We start from the raw sequence: 26,678 nt of genomic DNA on the forward strand, positions 1-26,678 counted from the left end.
CAGAAGAAACTGCAGGACGGCATGTATGCCGAAGCTGCAGCCGAATCCAGGAAAGCCATGGAGATTTCGCGAACCATGCCGCCTGAAGAAGCCTTCGACCATGAGGGGTTCGAAGGTCTCTGCCATGCTGCGCTTGCATCCGCAGAGGCGGGGCTCGGGGCGTACAGCGAGTGTCTGCAGTCCGCGGAGCGCGCGCTTCGCTACTTCAGCCGGAGGGGCGAATTGCAGCAGAACGAGGGGAAGGGGTGGATCGCCGTTGTGTTCAGCCGCGCAGTTGCCCTGCAGGAAACCGGTTCTCCGGAAGAGGCCGCAAAAGGGTTAAGGATCGCCGGAGAGATGATTGCCGAACGCAAGGGGGAACTGCCGGGCAGGGAGGAGATGCTCCGGGAGATCGAACGGCGGCTTTCCGTGCTCCGGAATGTGCCGAAACCGGCTGAAAAGCCGGCCTACAGGGCGTGGTGGGAGTTCTGGTCGTAAATGGATATGAGGGCGGTTACAACGATACTGGTGATACGGCTGAGTTCGATCGGCGACATCATCCTCACCACACCGCTCCTGCGCGAAGTGGCGGCGGCTTTTCCTGCTGCCCGGATCGACTATTGCACCAAAAGCCCTTTTACTGCGCTTCTGAAGGGAAACCCCGCTCTGCACGCTCTGTATACTCCCGAATCGCCGCCTTCAGGTTCTTATGATCTGGTGATCGATCTTCAGAACAATCACCGTTCGCGGGCGCTTGTCCGGAATCTCCAGGCCAGGAACGTGGTCAGGTACAGGAAGCGGAACTGGAAGAAATGGCTGCTCGTAAAGGCCCGTATCGATCTTACCGGCCCGTATCGGTCCGTTGTCGACCGTTACCGTGATTCGCTTGCTGATTTCGGGGTGGAAGCCGACGGCCGGGGCTGTGAGCTCCACCTTTCGTCGGCAGACCGGGCCTTTGCGCGCGACCTGCCGGACGCAGCAGGGCTTCGACTCGCCGTCTGTTTCGGAGCCATGCATGCTTCCAAGCGGTATCCTCCGGCCGGTTTTGCCGCCATTCTTGCAGCGCTGTTCGATGCCATGCCGGTGCAGGCGGTTCTTCTGGGCGGAGCGGACGATGCTCCCTATGCCCAGGCCATCCTGCAGGCCCTTCCTGAACGGTTTCACCCTCGGGTTGTCGATCTTTCCGGCGCCTGCACGCTCATGCAGAGTGCGGCCGTGCTGGAAAGTTCCGACGGTGCGCTCTGCAACGATACCGGGCTGATGCATATGGCGTCGGCGTTCGGAAAAAAACTGTTCGTGCTGTTCGGCTCGTCGGTTCCGGCGTTCGGTTTTCTTCCCTATCGGGCGCCGTTCGAACTGTTCGAGGTTCACGGCCTCCGGTGCCGGCCATGTTCGCATATCGGCCGCGACAGATGTCCCGAAGGTCATTTCCGGTGCATGAACGATGTGAAGGCGGAGGCTGTCGCCTCGTCGATTCTCGATTATTTCAGGACAGTATAGGCCATGAAAATAGCGTCGTGGAACATCAACGGCATCCGTGCCCGCAAAGAGTCGCTTCAGGCGTGGGTACTGAGTCGTGAGCCGGATATTGTCGTGCTCCAGGAGGTCAAGGCTTCCGAAGCGGAGGTTCCTTCCGAAATCAGCGGTCTGGAGGGTTATGGCAAATTCTGGAACGGCTCGACGATCCGAAAGGGGTACAGCGGAACCGGCATGCTGGTCAGAGATTCACTGGCTTCCGGCGCTGTCAGCAGGGAGATCCCCTCTTTCGATCTTGAAAACCGCACCATTGTGCTCCATACGCCGTTTTTTTCCCTTATCGGCACCTATGTTCCCAGGGGGGAGAGCCTGGAGCACTACCGGATAAAACTCGACTACCTTGACGCGCTCCGGGCGTATGCCGCGGAGCTGCTCGCATCGGGAAAGCAGGTCATCATAGCCGGCGATATGAATGTCGCTCACCGCGACATCGACGTGCACCGTTCGCAGAACAAGCCGGGAGCCGTGGGTCTGAGGCCGGAGGAGCGGTCCGCCATCGACCGGCAGATCGCAGGCGGGCTTTGCGATATCATGCGGGAGCGCAATCCGGAGGCAAACGACCTCTTCACCTGGTGGCCTTACTGGAGGCAGGCCCGCGAGCGGAATCTGGGATGGCGGATCGATTGTTTCTACCTCTCTTCGGAGCTGTGCAGAAGGGTAAGCGCGGTATCGGTCGATCGGGAGGAAAAAAGCTCCGATCACGCCCCTGTTTTGCTGGAGCTGGATATTGCCGCCACCCGATGAGGGGTTCCGAAAGGGTGCCGCAATAGAGTCCGCCCTCTCAATGAAACCCTGCGCGTTGCCACGGTTCAGACCATCGGAAACAACCCGTTTCCGCATGATTTTGATGGTTGGAAAAGTGGAGCGAAAGCCTTACCTTTAAGGTTCAAATTTGCAGGTGGTGTTTACCGTGTGCTCTCATGCGGCAAATCCGAGGGGAACGGCGCGCGCAATACCCGACTCCCGCCACAGGCAAGCAACTGACGACGTTCAACTTATCAGCTATTGCGCTATGGAAACAACAAAACTCTATGAATGCACGGTCATTGTTGACGGAGGGCTTCAGGACGAAGCCATTGCCGCCGCAATGGACATGGTGCAGAAGGTCATTGCCGGAAAGGGAGGGGACATCAAGAGTGTTCTCGAAATCGGCAGAAGAAAAATGGCATACCCGATCCGCAAGAAAACCATCGGTTATTATGCCCACATCGAATTTACCGCTGCAGCTCCGGTTATAGCGGAAATCGAGAAGGTGCTCCGCTATGAAGAGGATCTCCTCCGTTATCTCATTATCCACCTGACCGGCGCACTTCTTGAAATGCGCAAGAGGGTTGAAAAGTACAGTGTTGTGATCGGCAGTCCGGAAGACACCGCGGCCTCGGAAGCGGAAGAGCCCGGCAAAGATGCGAAATGATGGCAAGGTTCAGTGGAAATGCAGGCGTGGATTGATTTCAATCGAGATTAAAACGGAGAAGATGCTATGGCTGAATTAAAAATGCCTGAAATCAACAGTGTTATTATCGCGGGCAACCTGACCAAAGACCCTGTTTTCAGGCAGACTAATTCAGGTGGAACTCCTGTCGTTAATTTTTCAATCGCTTGCAACAGAAGGTTTCGTGACAGCAATCACCAGTGGCAGGAAGATGTCTGCTACGTTGGTGTCGTTGCATGGAACAAGCTTGCCGAAAGCTGCCGTGACAACCTGAAGAAAAGTTCTGCAGTGCTGGTTGACGGCGAACTGCAGAGCCGGACATGGAAAGCACAGGACGGATCGTCGAGAACGGTCGTCGAGATCAAGGCCAGAAGAATCCAGTTCCTCAACAAGCGCAAGAGGAACGGTGAAGAGGATGAAGAGGGCTTTATCGAGGATGACTGCCACGATATCCATCATGAAGAACTCGGCGATGACGATCCGGGTCATATCTACGAATACAAATATCTTTCTTCCGATTGAGGAGGATTGACCAGAACAATTTTGTGAAGAACCACTTATGAGACAGAAACCCACTCAGCAAATGGGAAACAAATCGTTAGGAAACGCTTTGGCTTCCAAAAAGAAAGTATCGAAAAACCAGGTTGTTTTTTTCGATTATCGCGATGAGCGCAAACTGAAGCGCTTCATCAACGATCAGGGGAAAATCATTCCCCGGCGCATCACAGGGCTTTCCGCAAAGGAGCAGAATCTGCTTACGCACTCCGTGAAGTGGGCAAGGTTCCTGGCGGTGATTCCCTATGTTGCCGACGAGTACAAATAAACAATTTTGCAATCTATTGAAACAAGGAAGCTAAGCAGTGAAAGTCATTTTAAGAAAAGATGTGGCTGCCCTTGGTGATGCAGGCGACGTTGTTGCTGTAAAAAACGGTTATGCGAACAACTACCTGATCCCGCAAGGAATGGCTATAAGAGCGACGGAAGGAACGCTCAAAGCGCTTGAAACAGAAAAAAAACAGCAGGCGAAGAAAATCGAGCTGCAGCGTAAAAACGCCCGCGATCTTGCCCAGAAGATCGAGCAGATGATCCTCAAGGTTTCGGCAAGGGCCGGCGAGTCGGGCAAGCTGTTCGGCACCGTGACTTCCGCCGATATTGCCGAGGCGCTGAAAGCCGAGGGCGTCGATATCGACCGCAGGAAAATCACCCTCGAAGCTCCGGTGAAAGCTCTCGGCAAATACGAGGCCGAAGCCAAGCTCTTTATGGATGTTACCGTGAAGGTCACCTTTGAAGTCGAGGCCGAAGCGGCGGGTTCCTGATCGACGATCAAGCCCTGTTATTACCAGTAAAAAGCTCCATGACGATCTTCTCGCATGGAGCTTTTTTTATGGTGCCGGCTTTGGAAATTCCTTATTCGCGCTGTAGAATACCTATTACGGTATAACCGCAGGTCGGTATGCCGGGTCCAGCAGCAGTACCATTGAACCAAAAAAGGGGGAGTCGCTATGATCCAGACGCTTTTGCAGGAGAAATACCCCATCTACACGCTCGAGCTTGGCAAGACCGAAACAAGCTGCCGCAGTGTCGATGCTATTCTTGCCCGTTTCAAGGAGAAAATCGATGCTAATCCGGTTATTAAGTACATCGGCGTGTTCGACCATTTCGCGCATACCTCTTCCCTGCCCGAAGGTGTGATCGCTCCCGGTATCAGGGATGCGAAGAATATTATGTTCTGTTTCGGAAAAGAGATTCCACACCCGGGAGTGCTTGCCGTGCGTCCCCGATCGATCGGTGTAACCGAACTCGAAAACTCCTTTGTCATAACCTTTCTTGAGGCGCCCAATCCTGCGGCCAACGAGGCTATGGAAGCCTGGACCAAGCAGCTTAAAGACAAATAGTACGGAAGAAAGCAGCTCTTCGGACGTATAATGAAAAAGCCTCCCGGAACAGATATTCCCGGAGGCTTTTTTTCTTGTATGCTGAACGCCGGCATCGGCCGCTTCTCATGCAGGGAACTGACTGAGCATGCGGAGATCGTTTTCGAAGAGCAGCCGGATATCGTCTATTTTGTAACGGAGCAGCACGGTTCTGTCCACTCCCATGCCGAACGCGTAACCGGACCATGTTTCGGGGTCGATACCGCAGTTGCGCATCACGTTGGGATGAACCATGCCGCAGCCCATGATTTCAAGCCATCCCGATTTCTTGCAGACCCGGCACCCTTTGCCACCGCAGAGATAGCAGGTGACATCGACCTCCGCGGATGGTTCGGTAAACGGGAAGAAGCTCGGTCTGAAACGGAGCCTGACATCTTTGCCGAACATCTGGCGGGCAAAGGAGTAGATCGTGGCTTTCAGGTCGGCGAACGAGACGTTCCTGTCGATATAAAGCCCCTCGAGCTGATGGAAAACGCAGTAACTGCGGGAGCTGATGGCTTCGTTGCGGTAAACCTTTCCCGGGCATATCACCCTGATGGGCGGAGGGTTGTCCAGCATGACCCGTACCTGTACCGGCGAGGTGTGGGTACGCAGGAGCACGTCGCCCGCAGGGTTTCCCCTGGTGACGAAAAAGGTATCCTGCATGTCCCTTGCCGGATGGTCGGGAGGAAAGTTCAGCATGTCGAAATTGTACCGGTCGAGCTCGAGCTCGGGTCCGGTTGCAATGCTGAACCCCATTGCGGAAAAGATCTGTTTCATTTCGCCCAGAACCTTCTGGACGGGATGCTCGCTGCCGGTGAAATGCCGTCTCCCCGGCAGGGTCAGGTCAAGCGCAGGCGTCTTCCCGGCAGCCGTTGAGGCAAGTGCAGCATCGGCATCGGCAACCTTCCGGTCGGCGCTCTGCTTGAGCGTATTGAGCAACTGTCCGATTCGCGGTCTATCTTCAGGAGCCACCGATTTGAGCTGTCCGAAAAGAGCGGCGATAAGGCCTTTGCGGACGGTGTATCTGATCCTGAATGCTTCGAGATCCTTATCGCTGAGGATCTCGAAGTCACTGATTTCGTGCAGCAGACTGCGAATGGCTTCTTCCATTGAAAGCGGGATAATGCTTAACCGATGACTGATTTGACGATCTGGGTGAAGGCCGCCGGGTCCTTTACGGCAATTTCAGCCAGTACCTTGCGGTCGATCTCGACGCTTTTCTTGTTCATGGCGTCTACCAGTTTCGAATAGGTTGTGCCGTTCAGGCGTGCGGCAGCGTTGATGCGCATGATCCAGAGCGAACGGAAGTTGCGTTTTTTCGCCCGTCTGTCGCGGTAGGCGTACTGCTCGGCTTTATCGACCGCGTGTTTGACGACGGTCAGGATATTTCCACGCGATCCCCAGAAGCCTTTTGCTTTCTTGAGAACTCTTTTTCTCCGTGCGCGTGATGCAACGGCATTATTTGCTTTAGGCATTGCTACTCTAAATTAAGGTTATGACAATTTATGCAAGAATCATCCGCTTGATCTGCTTTTCCTTGGTTCCGTCAAGTATGGTTGACTGGTGCAGACGGCGGGTACGTTTTCTGTTTTTCTTCTCAAGGTTGTGTGAACCGTTCATTCGTTCACGCTTGATTTTTCCGGATGCGGTAGCTTTGAATCGCTTGCATGCTCCGCGGTGTGATTTCATTTTAGGCATGACTGTCTCATTTGTTTTTATAAAAAAAGTTCGTCTATTCCGGTATCTCGTTCTGTTCGGGTGCAGGTGCACCTGCAGGTACCGGTGACGGGGCGCTTGTTTTAGCTTTTATCCGTTCGAATGCATCAATTTTCTTTTTGTCGGGCTCGAAGTAGACAAAGAGCTTCTTTCCTTCGAATTTCGGTTCTCCATCGCGATTGCTCACGCAGCTCAGGCGTTCGGTCAGGCGTTCAGCCAGTTCGAGTCCCTTATCCTTGTAGATGATCGAGCGTCCGAGAAAGACGATCGTTGCCCTTACCCGGTTGCCTTTTCGCAGAAACTCCTCGAGATGGGCGGTCTTGAAATCGAAGTCGTGCTTGTCGGTATTGGGATGAAAGCGCAGTTCCTTGAGCGTTGTGGTCTTCTGCTTTTTCTTGAGGTCCTTCTCCCGTTTGTCCATTTTGAAGAGAAGCTTGCCGAGATTGTCCAGTTTGCATACCGGAGGCTCTGCATTGGGCTGTACCTCTATAAGGTCAAGATTCCGATCTTCGGCCATACGTCTTGCGTCCAGGGTTTTCATGACCTGCTGGGTGCCGTCCTGAAAGATGATACGCACTTCCGGAACACGTATCTGTTCGTTGACCCGGTAGGTGAGCTTCGGCTTCTGAGTCGTCGTCTTCTGTTTCTTCATGAGATCAGCGTTGGTTTAAAAAATCAGGTTCGTTCCGTTATTTCCTTTCTGAGCATGTCGACAAGCCCGGAAACGGTAAAGCTTCCCATGTCGCCCTGGCGGTGGCGGCGCAGGGAAACCTCGCCGTTTTCGCGTTCTTTCTGGCCGGCGACAACCATGTATGGAATTTTTCCGATCTCTGCTTCGCGGATTTTTTTACCGATTTTTTCACTTCTGGTATCGATTTCTGCACGTATTCCTGCGGCAAGCAGCGCGCCGTGAACGGTTGCGGCATAGTCGTGAACATCTTCGGCAATGGGCAGCACTACGGCCTGAACGGGAGCCAGCCAGAGCGGGAAGTTGCCGGCCGTATGCTCGATGAGAACGCCGATAAAGCGCTCCATCGAACCGAAGGGAGCCCGGTGGATGACAACCGGACGGTGCTTCTGACCGTCGCTGCCGATATAGCTCAGGTCGAAGCGTTCCGGCATGACATAGTCTACCTGAACGGTTCCGAGCTGCCACTTGCGCCCGAGCGCGTCGCGCACGATAAAGTCTATTTTCGGGCCGTAGAAGCTTGCTTCGCCTATGCCGATAAAGTAGTCGATGCCCATGCGGTCCGCCGCTTCCCGTACGTCTTTTTCCGCCTGTTCCCAGACTTCCGGAGTGCCGCCATATTTTTCACGGTTGGCCGGGTCGTGCATGGACAGGCGTGTCTGTACCTCGGAGAAGCCGAGTGTGCTGAACACAAACTGCGTCAGGTCGATGGCATTGCAGATTTCATCGACAAGCTGGTCGGGACGGCAGTAGATGTGCGAGTCGTCCTGCGTGAACCCCCTTGCCCGAACAAGCCCGTTGAGTTCTCCCGACTGTTCGTGACGGTAGACCGTGCCGAACTCGGTGAGGCGGATTGGCAGATCGCGGTAGCTGCGCAGCTTCGAACTGTAGATGAGATGATGGTGCGGGCAGTTCATCGGCTTGAGCAGATACTGCTCCTGCCGGCCGTCCTCGTCATGGTAGGTGAGCGGCGGGAACTGCGAATCGCTGTAATACGGGTAGTGTCCCGAGCGTTTATAGAGTTCGATATTTCCGATGTGCGGGGTGTAAACCGGCAGATAGCCGCGTTTACGCTGCTCCTCTTTCAGGAACGCTTCCAGTTCGCTGCGGATGATGGCCCCTTTCGGCAGCCAGACCGGCAGCCCGCTGCCGATTTCCGGTGAAAGCATGAAGAGCTCGAGTTCCGAACCGAGTTTGCGGTGGTCCCTGCGTTTGGCCTCTTCAAGGCGTGCGACATGCTCCTTGAGCAGCTTTTCCGAGGGGAATGCGATCCCGTAAATTCTCTGCATGTTCTCTCTCGACGAATCGCCTCTCCAGTACGAGGACGAGATGTTGAAGAGGAGCACGGCCTTGAGCTTCGAGGTCGAAGGCAGATGAGGCCCGGTGCAGAGGTCGGTGAAATCGCCCTGATGGTAGAGTGATACCCTGTCTACGTTCTTCAGGGTCTCTTCGAGAATCTCAACCTTGTAGGGGTCGTTACGCACGTTTTTGAAATAGGCGACGGCATCGGTGCGTTGCATCTCCTCGCGCTCGATGCGGATATTCCGTTTGCCGATTTCAAGCATTTTCACTTCGATCAGCCGCAGGTCGTCCTCCCGGAAGCGGTGTTCGGATGCCACGTCGTAATAGAAGCCCTGTTCGGTTGCAGGACCGGCTCCGAACCTGCTTCCGGGAAAGAGCTCCTCGATGGCCTGGGCCATGATATGGCTCGCACTGTGCCAGAAAATATCGCGCCCTTCGGGTGTGTCGAAAGTTACGATCGCAACCCGTGCGTCGTTTTCGATCGGTGCATTGAGATCTGCGGCTTTTCCGTCGAGGATGATGGCGATGGCATCGTCGGCGAGCCTTCGCCCGATGGAGAGGGCAATATCAAAACCGGTGCTGCCACTGGGGTACGGGCGAACCGTCCCGTCAGGCAGGGTAATGGCTATCGGAGCCTTCTGTTCCTGTATGTCAGACATGCTGTTTCTTGTCGTTTCGTCAGGCCGCAACAACAGCGCCTTGAGCCACTGCGTCTGCGGGTTCTCTCCCGGCAGGAGAGCGGGATAAATCTTTTCAGCCTCTTTTTGTCAGAACTACACGGACGGGGGGGCTGGCCGGTCATAATGCGCGGCAATCCCCGTTTCCGTTAAGCGGATTTTAACTATACGAATAAAATCTGAAAAAAACAATATCAGTTGATTCCCCGGAGCAGTTCCGCAGTGACGATCTCGTTTCCCGTTTTTCGCGCCAGGTTTTCTGCTCTCTTTTTCAGCTCGCGTCCGAACGATATCTGGCTGATGAACGGGGCTTTTTTAACCATTTCGTTGAGCAGCGTCTCTGCTTCGCTGCTCCAGGCCATTTTGGCCTGGGGGGGCTCGTCCGTTCCGGTACGCTTCTGTATGGGCAGGAAGTTGAAGAGCATATCGTAGAGCGCATTGACGATTTCCTGCAGGAGCCAGACAGCTCCGCTGTGGCCCATGAAGGGTGTGCCGAGTGCTCTGCGAACGACAGGACCGGGAAATCCCGCCGGAATGAAGCGGGTTTTTGCATCGAGTTCGGCAAGATAGATTTTATCCGCCATGCGTCCGAAAAGGAACTGCGGCTGTTTTTCCATGATCTCGTCGCGCAGGAGCGAATTGTCGGTTTCAGCGCTTTCGCGGCTGAAGAGGCACTGCATGCCCATTTCTCCGGAAAGAAAGGCTTCAAGTCCCCGTGCGTAACTTTTACCGGCCACCACGCCGAAGCGGACGGTCGGGAACCATTCCGACTGCGGACCGCGCCAGAGATCCCATACCGGTTTGAGGGTTGTACGCTTTTCTTCCTGCAGAAATGCCGCTGCCCTGTCCTCATTGCCGGTCAGTCGGCCGATTTCAAGAATGAAGTGTCGGGTTTCCTCGATCCCGAACGGTGCGTAAAGCACCGGACGCTGCAGCAGCGAGGCCAGATCGCTGCCGAACTCCCGGTACATGACCACGATCACCTCCGAATTTTTCAGGGCTGAAATATCGCCGAGAGAGCTTTCGAAAGGATAGACATGGCGGACTATGGCCCCGGCGCCGGAAATGAGCCGTTTTGTTTCAGCAAGGTCTGAGGGGCTGTTGAAGCAGCCGTAGGTTGGTCCGATGATGCTTACGGTACCTTTCTCGATGTCAGCGGGTTTTCCGTCGTCGAACTGTTCGAACAGCCACCGCAGCGCCCGGTCGCGCCCCTGCCATTCATTCTGTCCGAGAGAGTCGGAGGGGAAGAACCGGACTCCGGGGAACTGCATGTTCAGCATGCGTTCGTGGTCGCTGCCGATCATTTCACTCTCGGCGCTCGATACCAGAATGAGCTGTTTGTCGCTTCCGGCGAGTTTGAAAAGCGTATCCCGGACGACCTCCGCACTTCCCGATGACGAGATCTCAAGCTCGGTAAGGCTGGTGGGCGTGAAGTTCTCGAGGTAGGGAATGGCGTCGGTATAGTCCATCACGGCAACCCCGACAAGATTGTAGCACCCTACCGGAGCATCGGCAACGACATGAACGTCTTTGAGGGCGCAGAAGGTATTGACCGCCGCCCAGTAGGCGCTTGCTGCGGATTCGTCACGAACGGTTTTTCCCATGGTCTGTAGTGAAATTATTTCTTGATGCAAAGGGTTTTGCCGCCTTCAGGGCGCTGTGCCATAGAGCGACACAGGCAGACGGCCCTGGGGCTTTAGTTCGCCCCTGAGCAGCCGTATGGCCTGGGTTTCACTCTCCCTGCTCGCGGAATAGGTACAGACGGCGGTTCTGATTTCAGGAAAGGTGGCGATCAGGTATGGCGTGCCGAACGAAATGAAGACGAGCGGCTTCGATTCGGGAAGCGATCGTATCAGCGTATGGATGAACTCCTGCTGCTGCTCCGTGAGTCTGAGTGTGCCCGACCCGGAAAATACCTGCACATAGGAGGAAATGACCACAGCATCCGCGGTTGCTGCGGCAGCCAGCGTTCCTCTGTAGGTGAGCGAATCGGTTTTCGGATCGATTCGCACCGTGTTTGCCGAAAACGAGCGGCTCAGCTCTTCGGCATATTCCCGGCCTGTTTCCGGGTTGCTCTTGTCCTGAAGGATGATGTTGAGCAGTCGTCCCGATGTTCCGCTGTTTTTCAGAGGCAGATGGCGGGGATCCTGTTTCACCAGGGTGATTGCCCGGGACGTGATCTTTTCGGCAAGCTTGCGGTGTGCGTCGGGACTGATATGGCTTTGCACCTGGTTGAGATCGACCAGCCGGTGATCGTCTATCCTGAGCCACTTTTTCACCCTGAGGATGCGTCTTACCGACGCGTCGATCTGCTCCTGGGGGATCTGGCCCTCCTGGACCGCGCGGACAATGGCTGCGTGGGCGAGTTCCGGATCGGGAGAGAAGAGGAGCAGATCGTTTCCGGCCTGAACGGCCTTGACGGATATTTCCGGAACGTTGTTGCCGTTGTAGAGCGCTTTCATGTTCATGGCATCGGTTATGATGAGCCCCTGAAAGCCGAGTTCATTGCGCAGCAGTCCGGTGACGATGGTTTTCGAAACCGATGCGGGTTCCATGGTGCCGGTCAGTTTCGGAACGGCAAGGTGGCCGGTCATGATGCTGATGATCCCATGCTCGATTGCGGCCTGAAACGGTTTGAGTTCATAGGCGTAGAGCCGCTGGCGGTCGGCGTTGAGTACCGGGAGGGCAATGTGGCTGTCGACGGTGACGTCGCCGTGCCCCGGAAAATGTTTTGCCGTCGCGGCGATGCCGTTTGTCTGCAGCCCTTCGATCATGGCATTGCTCATGCTTATGGCGAGCGGGACATTGTCGCCGAACGAACGGGTGTTGATGACCGGATTGGCAGGATTGATGTTGAGGTCCACGTTCGGGGAGTAACTCTGGTGAATTCCGGCGGTCCGGGCTTCAGCGGCAACGGCTTTTGCCATTGCGAAGGCCAGTTCAGGGTCACCCGTTGCAGCAAGGGCCATATTGGGGGGAAACTCCGTTGCTCCCGAAAGGCGCATTGCCAGCCCCCGTTCCATATCGGCACTCATCAGAAGCGGACGCACGGCCACAGACTGGAAGTTGTTCGCCAGCGTGGCTGCGCTGAACGCATCGCCTTTCATGAACATGATGCCGCCTGCCTTGCCCTGCTGCACCAGCCGCAGGAGCTGCAGGTAAGCGGCATCTCCGGAGCTGTTGTAACGGCTTTCGATCTGCGCTATAATCATCTGGCCGACCTTTTCCTCCAGCGTCATCCGGCTCAGCTCTTTTTCTATACCGGAATCCTTGCGGTTGAAAATATACTGCGCCTGCCATTTCTTCGGGGAGGGTCTGGATTTTGCCGAGGCCGGCAGGGAAACCGCATGAAGAAGTGTGGCGATACAGAGCAGTGCGGCAGTGAAGAGCGGGATTCTTTTCATGAACTTGTGCTTGCCGGTTCCGGGTGCGGAACCGCTGTTGCTGATATGCTTTGTGAAAGAATACAAAAAAAAGCCGTGAATCGTATTACCGGCTTTTTTGATCTTTTCTGGTTTTCTTTCCGACCGGCAGGCCTCCGGCAGATATGGTGGAGCAACCGGAGAAATGGAGCGGGGCATTGAGGAGGAGCGGGACGGTCAGCTCATGAACAGGTAGGGCTTCCACTCATCCGATACGGCAGCCGTGAACTGCTGCATGAAGACGATATGATTGGGGCGTACCGGTCTGGAGAGAATGGTCATTCCTGCTTCGGAGGGGGTTCTGCTGCCTTTTTTCGTATTGCATCTCCGGCAGGCGGTAATGAGGTTCTCCCATGAATCCTCGCCGCCACGGGAGCGGGGAAGAATATGATCGACCGTCAGAGGCTGGTCGGTACGTCCGCAGTACTGGCAGCGGAGGCCATCCCTTCTCAGGATGTTTTTCCGGTTCAGCATGATTTTCTTGAAAGGTACGCGGACAAATACATTCAGGCGGACGATGCTCGGCAGGGGAAAACGGCTGGAAACGCTGCAGAACATCTTTTCAGGGTGGTGGGCAACAGGCACGGCCTTGCCGCAGAAGAGCAGAAGAAATGCCTTCCGTGCGTCGCAGATACTTAGAGGTTCGTAACTGCTGTTCAGTACCAGAACTTTTGAACTGAGCAAGGACATCTCCCCGGTTTTGATTAGAGTATACGCCCGGATAATGCTGCAGCAAAATCATTTATGTGAACTTTTCGTTACTTCCCGGCTTCACTGGCGGGGGCATGTTTTTTCAGACACCCCCCGCAGCACTCCTCTCCCGCAGTCCCTCTTTCAGAGGGTACAGCAAATGTTCAGCTGTCGCGAAGCCTGCGCCTCGTCGAGCCGTCTGACCGGCGTGTTCACCGGCGCCGCAAGTATCAGTTCGGGCGAGGTTGCCGCCTCATCGGCAATGTCGATCAGCGCTTCGGCAAACTGGTCGAGCGTCTCTCTTGTTTCCGTCTCCGTCGGCTCGATCATCAGCGCTTCACTGACAATGAGCGGGAAATAGATGGTCGGGGCATGAAATCCGTAATCGAGCAGTCTTTTGGCTATATCGAGCGTCCTTACTCCGTGCGCTTTTTTCTGACGGTCTCCCGACAGGCAGAACTCGTGCATGACCGGTTTCGGGTAGGGAAGGTCATACCGGCCGTCGAGGCGGGAGAGCAGGTAGTTCGCATTGATGATGGCATTCTCGGAAACCCTTCTGAGTCCGGCGGCGCCGAGCATGCGGATGTAGGTGTACGCCCTGATGAGCACCGAGAAGTTTCCGTAGAAATTCATCATCCTCCCGATGCTTTCGGGATGATCCGCATTGAGCCTGTAGGTGGTTCCATCTTCGGTTGCAATTCGTTCGACGACAGGTACCGGCAGGTAGGGAATGAGTTTTTCAGAGACTCCGACCGGGCCGCTTCCCGGGCCACCGCCTCCGTGAGGGGCCGAAAAGGACTTGTGAAGATTATAGTGTACGACGTCGAATCCCATATCGCCTGGGCGGGTGATGCCGAGCAGTGCATTCATGTTCGCTCCGTCCATGTAAAGCAGGCTGCCGTTTTCATGCACCAGCTGCGAAATGGTCAGGATATCTTTTTCAAAGAGACCTATGGTATTCGGGTTGGTGAGCATGAGAGCAGCTACGTCACCGTCAAGTTTCGCCTTGAGATCCTCGATATCGGTGCGTCCGTCGGGGGCGCCTTTCACCGATACGATCTCGTAGCCGGCGATAGCTGCAGAGGCGGGATTGGTGCCGTGGGCTGAATCAACGACAAGGAGTTTGCGGCGCCTGGAGCCTCTTGCCTCGTGGTATTTTTTTATGAGAAGAATACCGGTAAGCTCGCCGTGAGCGCCTGCAGCCGGCTGCAGGGTAACGGCAGCCATGCCGGCTATTTCGGCAAGCATGCCGCTGAGTTCGTACATCATCTGCAGGGCTCCCTGAACCGTCTTTTCCGGCTGCAGGGGGTGCAGTTCGCTGAACCCCGGAAGGTCGCAGACCGCATCATTGACTTTAGGGTTGTACTTCATGGTACAGCTGCCCAGCGGGTACATGTTCTTGTCTACATGATAGTTCAGGTTGGAGAGCCTGATGAAGTGTCTGACTACCTCGCTTTCCGGCACTTCCGGCAGGTCGGCAGGTTCGGTTCGCAGGAACTTTTCCGGAATAACGGCTTCCAGCGACAGTTCGGGAATGTCGTTGCCGGAGAGGCTGTATCCTTTGCGGCCTTCCCTGGATAAATCGAAAATCAGTTTTTCTCTCATGGTTGCACAGCGTCGTGAGGTGTCTGAATGGCTTGATGATAGGCAATATAGAGCACTGTGGCGAAATGCTCAAACCCCGGCGGAGGAAAAGAGATCGTTACTTCTCCGGCGAAGGGTGCTGCTCGGCCTGCAGAAGCGTGTCGATGGCCTCTCTGGCGGCAAGCTGCTCGGCATCCTTTTTTCTTGGAGCCGTTCCCCTGCCGCACACGATGCCGGCACAGGCCACTTCGATCGTGAATATCTTTTCATGTTCGGCCCCCTCCTGAGCTATGACGGTGTAGACCGGAGGCGGAATGTGGTAAGACTGGGTATATTCGATCAGACGGCTTTTGTAGTTGTGTTCCGAAGCGACAATACTCTTGAAATCCACATGCCCGATAACCTGTTCCATAACGAATTTCCGTGCGGCATCGAGCCCCTTGTCGAGATAGATTGCGCCGGTGAGTGATTCGAATGCATCGGCAAGAGCCGATTCGCTGCATCGTATCTTGCTGTGGTCGGCGGATTCCCCGATAATGAGATGCTCTCCGAGTCCCATGTCCTGGGCAAAGCCTGCAAGGGCTTTCCGGTTGACGATTTTCGCACGGTTGCTCGACAGGTCGCCCTCGGCGCTCTCGGGGAAGGCGCGGTAAAGATACTCCGAAATGACCAGACCGAGTACGGCATCGCCAAGGAATTCGAGGCGCTGGTTGGACTGGGTGGCCGAGGTCTGAGGGTCGTGTGTGACGGAGCGGTGCGTGAATGCCGTCAGGTAAATTTCCGGGTTATCTCCCGGTCCGCCGGTAACCTGCTGAAGAAAGCGGTTGAAATTTTCCGGCAGAAGATTCTTGGGCCTCCGGGTGGAAGCATGTTCACCATTGCCGCCGGAGAGCGCGCGGTGAAAGGCAAGGGATGTCAGTTTCTGCCAGAACTGCTCCATAACAGGAGGATCATAGTCAGAGATTGGCTGCGTTTCTGAAAATCAGCGTTGCGTTATGGCCGCCGAAACCGAATCCATTGTTCAGTGCATAACCGATCGAGCGCTTTTTCGGCTTGTTTGGCGTTATGTCGAGATCGATCTGGGGATCGAGATTGTCGTTGTTGATGGTCGGCGGAACGGTGGCGTTCTGCATGGCCAGCAGGCAGACGATCGATTCCACGACGCCGGCTGCGCCGAGCAGGTGCCCGGTCATCGACTTCGAAGAGCTGATACTCAGCTTTGGGGCATGTTCGCCAAACACCTTCTTGATCGCCGTGATTTCGGCGATATCTCCAAGAGGTGTGGCCGTGCCGTGCGTGTTGACGTAGTCGATGCTTTCCGGTTCGATACCTGCGATGGAGAGCGCGGCTTTCATGGCATTGACCGCTCCGGCTCCTTCTGGATGGGGGGCAGTCAGATGGTAGGCATCAGCGGTAGCTCCCACGCCGACGATCTCGCCGTAGATTTTGGCTCCACGCGCTTTTGCCGATTCAAGGGTTTCAAGGATGAGCGATCCGGCGCCTTCTCCCATGACAAAGCCGTCACGGTCCCGGTCGTAGGGGCGTGATGCCTTTTCAGGCCTGTCGTTTGCCGTCGAAAGGGCGCGGGCAGAATTGAACCCGCCGACACTCATCGGAGTGATCGGGGCTTCCGAACCGCCGCATACCATGTAGTCGGCCATGCCGAGCTGCAGGATCATCCATGCATCGATAATGGCGTGCAGGGATGTGGCGCAGGCTGACGCTGTAGCATGGTTGGGGCCCATCAGGCCGAATTTCATGGAAATCTGCCCGGCTGCGATGTCGGGGATAAGCATGGGAATGAAAAACGGACTGATTCTTCTCGGTCCTTTTTCGAGATAAGCCCGGAACTGCTGGTCGTAGGTGGTCATGCCCCCTATGCCCGAGCCGTGCACGACGCCGATCCTGAGGGGGTCGATTGCCTGCAGGTCAAGCCCCGAATCTTTCAGGGCCTGTTCTGCGGCAATAACGGCATATTGACAGTAAGGGTCCATGCGGTCGGCTGCTTTCCTGTCGATGTAATCGACGGCGGAAAAATTTTTCAGCTCGCAGGCAAACTTGGTCGCAAAATCAGTGGTATCGAAATAGGTAATGGGCGCAGCGCCGCTTTTTCCCTCGACCAGCCCGCTCCAGAACTCGTCCCTGGTGAGACCTATGGGGGCTAAAACTCCGATTCCCGTAACGACAACTCTTTTGCGTTCCTGACCCATCTGTGCGATTTTAATGTTGTTTCAGGCTGTGAAGCCCGAAAAGAAAGTAACGTTACTTTTTAACGATGTAATCGATAGCCTGCTGGACGGTGCTGATCTTTTCAGCATCTTCGTCAGGAATCTGAACGCCGAACTCGTTCTCGAGTTCCATGATCAGTTCGACGGTATCGAGAGAATCTGCACCGAGATCATCGGAAAACTTCGATTCCGGCTTGATCTGGTCTTTGTTGACACCCATTTTGCTGACAATAATATCATATACCTTATCTCTGATTTCAGCGTCGCTCATTGTTGTGTTCTCCTTTTTAGTGGTTTGTTGCGGATTAAAAAAAATGAAATCGTTAAATAATATACAAAGAAAATAGGCTTGCCCAAATTACATGACCATGCCGCCGCTGATGTTGATTACCTCTCCGGTGATGTAGGCGGCATCGTTTCCGGCCAGGAACGAGACTACTCTTGCAACATCTTCAGGCTGGCCGAAGCGAGCCAGCGGGATGACCTCGAGCATTTTATTGCGGACCTCGTCGGTGAGCGCATCGGTCATTTTCGATGCGATGAAGCCGGGGGCTACCGCATTGACGCGGATATTGCGCGAAGCGAACTCCTTGGCCACCGATTTGGTGAAGGAGATGACCCCGCCTTTCGATGCGGCATAATTGGCCTGTCCGGCATTGCCCATAAGGCCGATAACCGAGGCGATGTTGACGATCGCGCCGGAACGCTGCTTCATCATGGTGCGGGTTACGGCTTTTGTGCACGCAAAGGTGCCTTTCAGGTTTACGGTGAGCACGGCGTCCCAGTCCTCTTCACTCATCCGCATCAGAAGGCCGTCGCGGGTGATGCCTGCATTGTTGACCAGAATGTCGATTCTTCCGGTGGTTTCAGCGATTTCAGCGAATACGTTCTGTACCTCCCCGGCATTGGTGACGTCAAGTTCCCGGCACCACACTTCGCGTCCGCGGGCTCTGATTCCCTCGGCAGTTTCAGCCAGCCACTCCTCCTTGATGTCACAAACAACCACTGCTGCCCCTTTTTCGGCGAGATCGAAGGCTATAGCCTGCCCGATCCCCCTGGCAGCACCCGTAATCACTGCAATTTTTCCTTCAAACATGGTAGGTTCTCTTCTGTTAATGAATATGCACTCTTTCTGTCAAGTTCACATAACCCGGCGAATGTCTTCAGCGGTATCGATGCCGCTGCCTGTGACCGATTTATCAATTCTTTTGATCAGTCCCTGCAGAACCTTCTGCGGGCCGATCTCGATGAACTCCCTGATGCCTCCGCTGACCATCGCCTCTATGGACTGTGTCCATAGAACCGGGCTGGTGAGCTGCATGATAAGGTTTTTTCTGATTTCAGGAGCGGCGGTAACCGGCTCGGCAACGGCGTTCATGCAGACCGGAATCCGTGCATCCCTGATTTCTATATTTTCGAGCGCTGCGGCAAGTTCCTGTTCTGCAGGTTTCATCAGAGGGGAGTGGAATGCCCCTGAAACCACCAGCTCCCTGGCCATTCTCGCTCCAAACGAAGGCGCCAGTTCAATTGCCTTTTTTACCGCGGCGACATCGCCGGAAATAACCACCTGACCTGGAGAGTTGAAGTTTGCCGCCTGGACGATGCCGGCCGAAGAGGCTTCCGCCAGCAGGTTTTCCACGGCGCTGTCCTGCATGCCGATAAGCGCGGCCATGGTTCCGGGATTCTGCTGTCCTGCATTCTGCATCAGTTCGCCTCTTCTGGCCACAATGCGCATGGCGTCATCGAAGCCGATTGCGCCGGCAAAGCAGAGTGCGCTGTATTCGCCGAGACTGTGCCCTGCCGTCATGGCGACTCCTTCGCTGCCGAGCAGCGAGGCTATGGCGATACTGTGCAGGAAAATGGCCGGCTGGGTATAGCGGGTCTGGCGCAGTTCATCCTCGCTGCCGGTGAACATGATTGCGCTGATGGAGAAGCCGAGTACCTCGTCGGCTCTCTGCATCAGCTCTTTTGCCGCAGGAAAGGCTTCAAAGATATCCCGGCCCATGCCGCAGTACTGGGAGCCCTGTCCCGGAAAAACATATGCTTTCATGAATGCCCTGTTTCTGTGCTGAGGTGAGTGTAGGTTACTGCCATTTGATATACATGCCGCCCCAGGTGTAGCCTGCTCCGAAACTGACCAGCACGAGATTCGAGCCCCGAGCCAGTTTCCCCTGTTCATCCAGCTCGGCAAGGCAGATGGGAATCGTTCCGGCAGTGGTGTTGCCGTAGTTGGCGATGTTCGACATCACCTTTTCCATGCCGAGGCCCATCCGTTCGGCAGTTGCCTGTATAATGCGCTGATTGGCCTGGTGGGGAATCAGCCATGCGATGTTTTCGGCATCGAGATTGTTGCGCTGCATGATCTCCGCTGCGGTATCGGCCATTGCGGTGACTGCCGATTTGAAGACCTGCCGTCCGTCCTGATGGATGAAATGCATGCGTTTTTCAACGGTCTCATGGGACGCAGGATGGAGACTTCCGCCTCCGGTCATGAGCAGATGATCCTTGCCGTTCGTCCCATCGGAATAGAGCCTGGCGTCAAGAACGCCGTAGTCGTCCGATTCGGCCGGTTCAAGCAGGACGCCTGCAGCGCCGTCACCGAAGAGTATTGCCGTAGAACGGTCGGTATAATCGACGACGGACGACATCTTGTCGCCGCCGATGACCATTACCTTTTTGTGCGCTCCGGATTCAATAAAGCGGGTCGCGGTGTTGAGCGCGAAAATAAAGCCTGAGCAGGCGGCATTCAGATCGAAGGCCCATGCGTTGCCGGCGCCGATTATATCCTGAACAAGGCAGGCTGTCGAAGGGAAGAGCATGTCGGGAGTCATGGTCGCAACAATGATGAGCTCGACCTCATCGGCCCCGATTCCTCTTTTTTCGAGAAGCTGTTTTGCAACCTCTCCGCACAGGAACGATGTAGCCTTGCAGGGATCCTCCATGATCCGGCGCTCACTGATTCCGGTTCTTGAACGAATCCACTCGTCGTTGGTTTCGAACATCCGTTCAAGGTCATGATTGGTGACCACGCCGTCGGGTAAATATTTGGCTGTCGCCGTTATTGCAGCTTTCATGCGTTCTATGCGGTTATTTCATAGTGGATTGTTCCTGATCTGCTGCATGGCAGCGAGTCGTGCGGCTCCGGGTCGTGACGGAAGAACAGTGATTATGCTTCGGAGAGTACTTCGGCAATGCGTGCGTTGACCTGTTTTTCGATCATATGCTCGGCCATGAAAATCATATTCTTGATAGCTCGCGACGAAGAGCGTCCGTGACCGACAATAGAGATGCCGTCAACACCGAGGAACGGTACGCCTCCGAATTTTTCCACATCAAAAGGCTCAAACATGCTTTTGAAGACCTGTGAAGCTGCAGCCGCAGATTTTTCATCAAGTTCTCCCGAGGCGACGAGCTTCTGCACTGCCGGCTTGAAAATCGCTCCAAGAAATCCGGGAATGCTTTCGCCGAACTTCAGAATGGTATTGCCGACAAGCCCGTCGCAGACGACGATGCTGACATTACCCTTGAGTATGTCGTGGCCCTCGATGTTGCCGGCGAAGCTTATTTTTCCCCTGCTGTCCGCTTCTTTGAGCAGTTTATAGGCCTGTTTCAGGACTTCGGAGCCTTTGCCCTCCTCTTCACCGATATTGAGCAGGCCGGTTACCGGTTTTTCGATACCGGCTCCATAGCGCTGGTAGATGGTCAGCATTTCGGCGAACTGCACCAGATGTTCAGGTTTGCAGTCCATATTGGCGCCGACATCGACAATGTTGGTGAGCCCTTCCTGTATTCTGGGGAAATAGGCGTAAATCGTCGGTCGCAGCACGCCTGGAAGCCTGCCGAGCACAAAGAGCGATGCGGCCATCTGGGCGCCGGTATTTCCTGCGCTGACATAGGCGTCGGCCTCTTTGGCCCTGCACATTTTCAGTCCCCTGACCAGAGATGATTCCTGTTTGGATTTGACAGCGATGGCAGGAATGTCGTCCATGGTCACCACTTCAGGCGCATGCATGAACCTGAGGTTCAGCCCCCGGGTATCCTGCAGGGCAAGAAGGTGTTCAACTTTTTCGGACTGTCCGATCAGCACAACAGAAAATCTGTTGCCGCTCTCCCGTAAAGCCTGAATGGTTCCCTCGATTACACAGGCAGGAGCATTGTCTCCACCCATGGCATCAACAGCAATGGTCAGCATGAAGGGGTTGTCCTCTGGTGTTATCAGCTGTTGGCGGATTTGGCTACTACCGATCTGCCGCGGTAATGGCCGCAATGACGGCAGGCGCGGTGCGGAAGGGTAGGTTCTCCGCAATTCGGGCAGACAACGGTTGTTGCCGCTTTCGTGCGGGCGTTGAACTGGGCGCGTCTTTTATCCCTTCTGGATTTAGACATTTTGGCTTTCGGATTTGCCATGGTTGTCCTCTGATTTTATAGTCGGTTAACGATACTTGTTTTTCAGCTGTTCAAGAGATTCCTGCCACGAGCTTCTCTCCTCGACACGGGAATCCTCCTGTCCTGACTCGCTGCCGTAAAGCCGGCATTCAGGATTTCCGGTGCAGGTGACCTTCATAGGCAGTGCGAGCAGCAGGGTTTCGCGTACATCTTCCGTCAGATCGATGGATACCGTGTTCGTGTCGATCAGCCGGTGCTCTTCATCAATGTATTCCGTATTCTCTTCTTCCGCGCTGTATAGATAATAAACCCGATACTCTCCCCTGATTTCCCTTTTCAGGGGAGCAAGACAGATGTCGCAGGTGAAATCGGCTACCGTCGCAGTCCGTATGGTGACCGTCAGTTCATTCTCGGTCTTTTCTGCAATTGCCGTTACGGCAATGTCTCCGGTAAATACGCTTTCAGCCAGTTCCTGACCCCTGAAGTCTCCGGCCCTGCAGGTAAAATCAAATGTATGGGTTCCCTGCATAAGGCCCGCGATCCGGACCTCTATCAAGGCCTTTTCTTTATGCATACACCCCCCTTTTCAGTAAAAGAACACCAATGTACGAAAATTATTATGGAAAATGAAAGGCGGGAGCCCGGCAAACGGGAGAAAAAATGAAAAAATCGGGCAGGGGTCGTTTGGAAATCATAAAAAGGAGTGTATATTAACAGCCCATTCGCAGAAAAATCCGGCTTCGACAAGATTCCGCGATAGCTCAATGGTAGAGCATTCGGCTGTTAACCGAAGGGTTGTAGGTTCGAATCCTACTCGCGGAGCACAAAAAGGCAGAAGTATCATGACGAGCTTCTGCTTTTTCTGTTTTTGTGCTGCCGAACCCATAGATACAGTTTGAGCCCTGCTGTCTCTCTGTTCTGTACGCTGTACGTGGCGACCGTTGCAGCGGCGGTATATCTTCTGATCCCGAGCGCCGTTCTGTATTCCATAACAGCAGGGAGCGTGGCTTTACGTCACGATATCGTCCGTGGAAGCTGGTGTTCATGCGGCAGCAAGCAATGCGCTCGCTGGCGCCGTGATGCCGAAAAAAACGCTCGGGAGCCGGAAAAGCCGAATGATCATGCGTTTTTTCTATATTGCCACTGTGCTTCGGCATGTGCCGGCCGCTTCTTCCGGCCTGCAGTGACTCCCTTGACGGTCGTGCGTTTTTCAACCTGCAACATGATTAATCCCCAAATGCCGTGTTAAGCGACATTCTGCTTATCAGCAACAAACACAAGAAGGCCGCCGAGGCGATTTCCGAAAGGGTGCTTGTTGAAAGAGAGGCAAAAGCCGAAACGTGTCCCGGATACCGCTTCATTGTCGCTATTTCGGGTGAGTCCGGTGCGGGAAAATCCGAGCTGGCCCATTCGCTTGCCCTTGTGCTGAAAAAAGAGGGGATAAGGGTTAAGATTCTTCATACCGACAACTACTACAGGGTGGAGCCGCAGCGGAGGCGCGAGGAGCGCGAGCGAAACAATTTCGAGTCGGTCGGCCCCGACGAGTACGATCATGCCTGGCTGCATCGCAATATCGAGGATTTTCGTAAAGGCCGCAAGGCGAGTATGCCCTGTGTGGATATCATCACCGAAGAGGTCGATCTCCTGATCACCGATTTTTTCCCCATTCAACTGCTCATCATTGACGGGCTTTACGCCATTTCAACAGATGGCATCGACCTCGGGGTGTACATCGATCTGACCTATTACGAGACAAAAAAGAACCAGAAGCTCAGAGGAAAGGAATCAACCGACGAGCACCGATGGAAGGTGCTCGAAAAAGAGCACCAGAGCGCCCTGAAGCTGAGGCGTCTTGCCAATACCTTTGTCAGCAGGGAGTACAAGGTGCTTTTCTGCGACTGAGACGGACAGTGCCTTTTGTCAGGGAATGCCCGTCACGGGCGATTCCGGTTCTTCCCATATCCGTGTATTTACCAGGCAACGCTCCAATCTGCTGACGTATGCCGCATGCTGACGATCACACAACGGTTCTGATTGCCGACGACAGCGAGCTCATTCGGGAGACGGTTTCCCGTATTGTCGGCCGGCTCGGTTATCATCCGGTTACGGTGTCCTCTGGGAGCGAGGCCATTTCGCTGCTGCAGTCATCTCCGTTCGACGCGCTTCTTCTCGATATCACGATGCCGGGAAAAGATGGTATCGATGTGCTGCGTTTTCTGATGGAGAACAACGATGCGCTTCCGGTTATCATGATATCCGGTTCCGGAGATATCGATAAGGTTGTGCAGTGCATTAAAATGGGCGCGTATGATTACCTGACCAAGCCTGTCGATGCCCGGCGGCTGCAAATCGTACTGAAAAACGCTTTTTCCGAATCCTCTCTCCGCCGGAAGGTTCGCCTGCTGTCTGCAGCAGTGGATCAGAGCCCCGTGGCGGTCGTCATTACCGATAACAACGGACGTATAGAGTATGCCAATCGGTCGTTCACCGTTTTCCGGAGTGCCCTGACCGGCAGCAGTGCGCCTCAGGAAAATATTTTCGATGATGACGCCCGGCCGGGAAGTCTGTCGGAGAAATTCAGGAATTCCATCGTTTCAGGGCAGGTCTGGCAGGGGGATTTCTTCAATCAGAAGCTGAACGGGGAACTTGCCTGGGAACATGCGATTATCAGCCCGGTAGCGAGCCAGGGCGTGTCGGTAACCCATATTCTTGCGTTTATCCAGGATATTACGGAAGCAAGAAAAAACCAGGAAGCCCTTCTGCAAAGTAATCAGCGATTCAGGGACCTTGCCGATCTTTTGCCGCAGCCGGTTTTTGAAACCGACAGTAAAGGCTGTATCACCTATTCAAACCGTGCAGGGTTCAGTACCTTCGGCTACAGTATGGAAGAGCTGAAGCGGGGTCTCCATGCCCTGCAGTTTTTTGCTCCCGAAGATAAAAACCGCCTCAGGCTCGGTCTTAGGACAAGAAAAACGTCAGGTTCTCCGGGTACTCACGAATTTACGGTCTTCAGGCGAGACGGCTCCGGATTTCCTGCGCTGGTTTACATTTCGCCGATCACCGGAAGGATCGGATCCGGCGGGTTCAGGGGGATCGTGGTCGATATTACCGAACTGAAGGAGACCGAGCGGAAGCTTCGTGAAAACCGGAAAAAGTATCTCGACCTTTTTCAGGCTATTCCGGACGCCATTGTTGTTGCCGATGCTGAAAGCGGTGTTCTCGTCGAGTGGAACCGCCAGGGTCAGCTCTTTTTCGGCTATACCCCCGAGGAGTTTTCCCGTCTGCATATCGGGGATCTTTATCCTGAAGAGCTTCGCGATGAGGGTGTGGCCTATTTCCGGAAAGCCTGCACCGGGCAGTCGGCAACGCTGGAAAGCCAGATCGTGACGCGGCAGGGAATCCGCATCGATGTGCACATCAGTTCGGCAACCTTCACGACGGAGCATTTCCGGTGTTTTGTAGGGATTTTCCGTGATATTACCCAGCAGAAGCGTTCAGACCGGCTTGTCAGGGAAAATATCCGGCTGAAAAACGATTTTATTTCCACGGTATCTCATGAGCTGCGTACGCCGCTTTTCTCGATTCTCGGATTTACCGGCACCCTTCTCCGGGAACAGGACGAGCTCGAACGGGACACCAGGATGGAGTTTATCTCGATCATTCACGATGAGAGCAAACGGCTTTCCGCCCTGATCGAGGATGTGCTGATGATTTCCAGAATCGATTCGGGGCGGGTCTCCTACAAAAAAACCGGTATTGATCCGTCGATCACCATTTCGGACGTATGCCGCAGCCTGAAAATCAAGGCCGATGAAAAAAATATTGAACTGCGCCTGAAGGTCAGTGCGCCGATGAAGCATATTTTTGCCGATCAGGATGCCCTGAAACAGGTAGCCATCAACATCATCGGCAACGCGCTGAAATTCACGCAGAGAGGGGGTCTCGTTCAGGTACGTCTTTCCTGCGACGAGCGCTCGGCGCTTTTCAGCGTTGAGGACAGCGGGCCGGGAATTCCTCCGGAGGATATCGAGAAAATATTTGAAAAATTTTTCAGGGTTGAACGTCCCGGAGAGGCCGTCGATGGAACCGGACTCGGTCTTTCCATCGTGAAGGAGATCGTTGCGGCTCATGACGGAACGGTCGAGGTACGGAGCGTCCCGAACCAGAGCACGATGTTCATGGTTCGACTGCCGTTATTGATGAAAACCTGAAGCCTGTAAACAGGAGCGCTCATGAAACAGCATACCATACTCATCGTCGATGATTCTCCGAACATCAGACGACTTCTTGCCCATAATCTCGGCAGAAAGTTTACCGTTCTCACTGCCGGAGATGCAGCTGAAGCTCTTGACATTCTGGGCCGGGGTGAAAAAACGGACCTGCTGGTTGTCGATATCGCCATGCCCGGAATGGACGGTTTCTCACTGACGGCTCTCATCAAGGGCAACCCCGGGTACAGGGATATCCCTCTTGTCATGCTTACGGCCAAGGATGGCAGTGAAGACCGTGAGAAAGGGCTGCAGCTCGGCGCGGCCGACTACATTACCAAGCCGTTCAATCTTGAAGAGTTTGCCGAAAGGATAGAGGCCCTGCTCAGACGGCACTGAGATTTGAGGCAGGCAGGAAGCGGAAAACAGAAACAGCGCCCATTCCGGCGCTGCGTCTGCTTCCATGGCAATTACCTGGCGCGGCTCTCGTCGTAGGGCTCGAACAGGGTTTTATCCACGCCACATACCGGACAGACCCAGTCTTCGGGAATGTCTTCGAAAGCGGTTCCCGGTTCAACGCCGCTGTCAGGATCGCCTACTTCGGGATCGTAGACATAGCCGCAAGGCACGCATACCCATTTCTGCATATTGTTTTCTCCTTTTATGGTTGGTTTTCAGTTTGTCAGACGTGTTTTACAGGGCGGTAAGGCAACGTCATGCAGTTTCCGGGTACTGCCCTGCCGGAAAATAACATTTCCGAAGCGGAAAAAAGTTCATGCATGGCAGGATCAAAAAAGTTTTCAGAAGCGGCACATCATCAAGAAACATGACGGACAGCAGTTTCAGGGCTTTGAAGATCGATTTCCGGCGCTTATCTTTTCCTGTCGTTTTTTTCAAGCGTGCTATCTCAGGGC

General features: G+C 54.6%; 30 protein-coding genes and 1 tRNA gene. 12 read left to right on the top strand and 19 right to left on the bottom strand.

Annotated elements, in window-relative coordinates:
• The 8 genes from WBP50_RS05070 to WBP50_RS05105 form a co-directional block, all read left to right on the top strand.
• A partial coding sequence (locus WBP50_RS05070; protein WP_423932148.1) for a DUF3856 domain-containing protein occupies window positions 1-477 on the top strand: 477 nt, incomplete at its 5' end.
• Window positions 478-483: 6 nt separating this feature from the next.
• Window positions 484-1,479: a glycosyltransferase family 9 protein gene (locus WBP50_RS05075; protein WP_423932149.1), complete on the top strand. Its 996-nt coding sequence runs from the start codon at window positions 484-486 to the stop codon at window positions 1,477-1,479.
• Between the two features lie 3 nt (window positions 1,480-1,482).
• Window positions 1,483-2,259, top strand: a complete 777-nt coding sequence (locus tag WBP50_RS05080; RefSeq protein WP_423932150.1) for an exodeoxyribonuclease III — start codon at window positions 1,483-1,485, stop codon at window positions 2,257-2,259.
• Between the two features lie 268 nt (window positions 2,260-2,527).
• Entirely contained in the window at window positions 2,528-2,929 is a 402-nt protein-coding gene (rpsF, locus tag WBP50_RS05085; protein ID WP_423932151.1) for a 30S ribosomal protein S6, read from the top strand.
• 66 nt (window positions 2,930-2,995) lie between these two features.
• Window positions 2,996-3,469 (top strand): single-stranded DNA-binding protein, encoded by a 474-nt coding sequence (locus WBP50_RS05090; RefSeq protein ID WP_423932152.1) that lies wholly within the window; start codon window positions 2,996-2,998, stop codon window positions 3,467-3,469.
• Between the two features lie 37 nt (window positions 3,470-3,506).
• Window positions 3,507-3,770, top strand: a complete 264-nt coding sequence (gene rpsR, locus WBP50_RS05095; protein WP_292004255.1) for a 30S ribosomal protein S18 — start codon at window positions 3,507-3,509, stop codon at window positions 3,768-3,770.
• 37 nt (window positions 3,771-3,807) lie between these two features.
• Window positions 3,808-4,263, top strand: a complete 456-nt coding sequence (gene rplI, locus WBP50_RS05100) for a 50S ribosomal protein L9 (protein WP_423932154.1) — start codon at window positions 3,808-3,810, stop codon at window positions 4,261-4,263.
• 186 nt (window positions 4,264-4,449) lie between these two features.
• Window positions 4,450-4,842 (top strand): DUF6858 family protein, encoded by a 393-nt coding sequence (locus WBP50_RS05105; RefSeq protein WP_423932155.1) that lies wholly within the window; start codon window positions 4,450-4,452, stop codon window positions 4,840-4,842.
• A gap of 105 nt (window positions 4,843-4,947) precedes the next feature.
• Here the strand turns inward: WBP50_RS05105 and pheS are convergent, their stop codons facing one another.
• The 18 genes from pheS to WBP50_RS05195 all read right to left on the bottom strand — a co-directional run bounded on the left by pheS (window position 4,948) and on the right by WBP50_RS05195 (window position 22,130).
• Window positions 4,948-5,973: a phenylalanine--tRNA ligase subunit alpha gene (gene pheS / locus WBP50_RS05110; protein WP_423932157.1), complete on the bottom strand. Its 1,026-nt coding sequence runs from the start codon at window positions 5,971-5,973 to the stop codon at window positions 4,948-4,950.
• Window positions 5,974-5,990: 17 nt separating this feature from the next.
• On the bottom strand, window positions 5,991-6,338 hold the full coding sequence (gene rplT, locus WBP50_RS05115) for a 50S ribosomal protein L20 (RefSeq protein ID WP_423932159.1): 348 nt from the start codon (window positions 6,336-6,338) through the stop codon (window positions 5,991-5,993).
• A 28-nt stretch (window positions 6,339-6,366) separates the two neighbouring features.
• On the bottom strand, window positions 6,367-6,561 hold the full coding sequence (rpmI, locus tag WBP50_RS05120) for a 50S ribosomal protein L35 (RefSeq protein WP_292001191.1): 195 nt from the start codon (window positions 6,559-6,561) through the stop codon (window positions 6,367-6,369).
• Window positions 6,562-6,595: 34 nt separating this feature from the next.
• Window positions 6,596-7,231 carry a translation initiation factor IF-3 gene (gene infC / locus WBP50_RS05125; RefSeq protein WP_423932160.1) on the bottom strand — a complete coding sequence of 212 codons (636 nt, stop codon included), beginning with the start codon at window positions 7,229-7,231 and terminating at the stop codon, window positions 6,596-6,598.
• Between the two features lie 23 nt (window positions 7,232-7,254).
• The gene (gene thrS, locus WBP50_RS05130) at window positions 7,255-9,228 is read right to left on the bottom strand and encodes a threonine--tRNA ligase (protein ID WP_423932162.1); all 1,974 of its coding nucleotides are present in this window, start codon (window positions 9,226-9,228) and stop codon (window positions 7,255-7,257) included.
• A 212-nt stretch (window positions 9,229-9,440) separates the two neighbouring features.
• On the bottom strand, window positions 9,441-10,850 hold the full coding sequence (gene bchZ, locus WBP50_RS05135; RefSeq protein ID WP_423932163.1) for a chlorophyllide a reductase subunit Z: 1,410 nt from the start codon (window positions 10,848-10,850) through the stop codon (window positions 9,441-9,443).
• A gap of 45 nt (window positions 10,851-10,895) precedes the next feature.
• The gene (locus tag WBP50_RS05140) at window positions 10,896-12,650 is read right to left on the bottom strand and encodes a glycoside hydrolase family 3 protein (protein ID WP_423932164.1); all 1,755 of its coding nucleotides are present in this window, start codon (window positions 12,648-12,650) and stop codon (window positions 10,896-10,898) included.
• Between the two features lie 195 nt (window positions 12,651-12,845).
• A complete protein-coding gene (locus WBP50_RS05145) occupies window positions 12,846-13,358 on the bottom strand; it encodes an HNH endonuclease (protein ID WP_423932165.1) in 513 nt (170 codons plus the stop codon).
• Between the two features lie 144 nt (window positions 13,359-13,502).
• On the bottom strand, window positions 13,503-14,963 hold the full coding sequence (gene gcvPB / locus WBP50_RS05150) for an aminomethyl-transferring glycine dehydrogenase subunit GcvPB (RefSeq protein WP_423932167.1): 1,461 nt from the start codon (window positions 14,961-14,963) through the stop codon (window positions 13,503-13,505).
• A gap of 97 nt (window positions 14,964-15,060) precedes the next feature.
• Window positions 15,061-15,882: a ribonuclease III gene (gene rnc, locus WBP50_RS05155; protein WP_423932169.1), complete on the bottom strand. Its 822-nt coding sequence runs from the start codon at window positions 15,880-15,882 to the stop codon at window positions 15,061-15,063.
• 16 nt (window positions 15,883-15,898) lie between these two features.
• Complete coding sequence (gene fabF / locus WBP50_RS05160; RefSeq protein ID WP_423932171.1) at window positions 15,899-17,152, bottom strand: beta-ketoacyl-ACP synthase II; 1,254 nt, start codon at window positions 17,150-17,152, stop codon at window positions 15,899-15,901.
• Between the two features lie 52 nt (window positions 17,153-17,204).
• Window positions 17,205-17,441, bottom strand: coding sequence for an acyl carrier protein (acpP, locus tag WBP50_RS05165; RefSeq protein ID WP_292004242.1), 237 nt, complete (start codon window positions 17,439-17,441; stop codon window positions 17,205-17,207).
• Between the two features lie 87 nt (window positions 17,442-17,528).
• The gene (gene fabG / locus WBP50_RS05170; RefSeq protein ID WP_423932172.1) at window positions 17,529-18,266 is read right to left on the bottom strand and encodes a 3-oxoacyl-[acyl-carrier-protein] reductase; all 738 of its coding nucleotides are present in this window, start codon (window positions 18,264-18,266) and stop codon (window positions 17,529-17,531) included.
• Between the two features lie 45 nt (window positions 18,267-18,311).
• The gene (gene fabD / locus WBP50_RS05175; RefSeq protein ID WP_423932174.1) at window positions 18,312-19,220 is read right to left on the bottom strand and encodes an ACP S-malonyltransferase; all 909 of its coding nucleotides are present in this window, start codon (window positions 19,218-19,220) and stop codon (window positions 18,312-18,314) included.
• A gap of 34 nt (window positions 19,221-19,254) precedes the next feature.
• Window positions 19,255-20,244, bottom strand: a complete 990-nt coding sequence (locus WBP50_RS05180; RefSeq protein ID WP_423932175.1) for a beta-ketoacyl-ACP synthase III — start codon at window positions 20,242-20,244, stop codon at window positions 19,255-19,257.
• A 92-nt stretch (window positions 20,245-20,336) separates the two neighbouring features.
• The gene (plsX, locus tag WBP50_RS05185; protein ID WP_423932177.1) at window positions 20,337-21,362 is read right to left on the bottom strand and encodes a phosphate acyltransferase PlsX; all 1,026 of its coding nucleotides are present in this window, start codon (window positions 21,360-21,362) and stop codon (window positions 20,337-20,339) included.
• Between the two features lie 23 nt (window positions 21,363-21,385).
• Window positions 21,386-21,577 carry a 50S ribosomal protein L32 gene (gene rpmF / locus WBP50_RS05190; protein WP_423932179.1) on the bottom strand — a complete coding sequence of 64 codons (192 nt, stop codon included), beginning with the start codon at window positions 21,575-21,577 and terminating at the stop codon, window positions 21,386-21,388.
• 25 nt (window positions 21,578-21,602) lie between these two features.
• Complete coding sequence (locus WBP50_RS05195) at window positions 21,603-22,130, bottom strand: YceD family protein (RefSeq protein ID WP_423932181.1); 528 nt, start codon at window positions 22,128-22,130, stop codon at window positions 21,603-21,605.
• A 176-nt stretch (window positions 22,131-22,306) separates the two neighbouring features.
• Here WBP50_RS05195 and WBP50_RS05200 point away from each other — a divergent pair.
• The 4 genes from WBP50_RS05200 to WBP50_RS05215 all read left to right on the top strand — a co-directional run bounded on the left by WBP50_RS05200 (window position 22,307) and on the right by WBP50_RS05215 (window position 26,163).
• A tRNA-Asn gene (locus tag WBP50_RS05200) sits at window positions 22,307-22,378 on the top strand.
• Window positions 22,379-22,798: 420 nt separating this feature from the next.
• Window positions 22,799-23,458: a uridine kinase family protein gene (locus tag WBP50_RS05205; protein WP_423932182.1), complete on the top strand. Its 660-nt coding sequence runs from the start codon at window positions 22,799-22,801 to the stop codon at window positions 23,456-23,458.
• Window positions 23,459-23,556: 98 nt separating this feature from the next.
• Window positions 23,557-25,767, top strand: coding sequence for a PAS domain S-box protein (locus tag WBP50_RS05210; protein ID WP_423932184.1), 2,211 nt, complete (start codon window positions 23,557-23,559; stop codon window positions 25,765-25,767).
• Window positions 25,768-25,788: 21 nt separating this feature from the next.
• The gene (locus WBP50_RS05215; RefSeq protein ID WP_423932185.1) at window positions 25,789-26,163 is read left to right on the top strand and encodes a response regulator transcription factor; all 375 of its coding nucleotides are present in this window, start codon (window positions 25,789-25,791) and stop codon (window positions 26,161-26,163) included.
• A gap of 71 nt (window positions 26,164-26,234) precedes the next feature.
• On the opposite strand, the gene rd is transcribed toward WBP50_RS05215, so the two are convergent.
• Complete coding sequence (gene rd, locus WBP50_RS05220; RefSeq protein WP_423932186.1) at window positions 26,235-26,411, bottom strand: rubredoxin; 177 nt, start codon at window positions 26,409-26,411, stop codon at window positions 26,235-26,237.
• Window positions 26,412-26,678: the final 267 nt, after the last annotated feature.

It is taken from the genome of Chlorobium sp. (genome assembly GCF_049593655.1).
In the GTDB taxonomy this organism is placed as follows: domain Bacteria; phylum Bacteroidota; class Chlorobiia; order Chlorobiales; family Chlorobiaceae; genus Chlorobium.